The 242-nt window shown below is 60.3% G+C and carries 1 protein-coding gene; it reads left to right on the forward strand.

Features of this window, described 5'->3' with window-relative positions; genetic code table 11:
• Positions 1-242, forward strand: a 242-nt coding sequence (locus G8O24_RS43695; protein WP_244646473.1) for an ABC transporter substrate-binding protein, incomplete at both ends; no start/stop codon positions are given.

Here is a 242-nt window from a genome sequence, read left to right on the forward strand (position 1 = left end):
ACAAGCCGAGCGTGGTGATCCCCGGCCTTGCGACCGAATGGAAGGTCGATGACGTCGACAAGACCAAATGGACCTTCAAGCTGCGTCCCGGCGTGACGTTCCATGATGGTACTCCGTTCAACGCCGATGCGGTGATCTGGAATCTCGACAAGGTGCTGAACGACAAGGCGCCGCAATTCGACAAGCGGCAGAGCGCACAGGTGAAGACCCGCCTGCCCTCCGTCGCCAGCTACGCCAAGATC

Source organism: Bradyrhizobium campsiandrae (assembly GCF_014529705.1).
GTDB lineage: Bacteria > Pseudomonadota > Alphaproteobacteria > Rhizobiales > Xanthobacteraceae > Bradyrhizobium > Bradyrhizobium campsiandrae.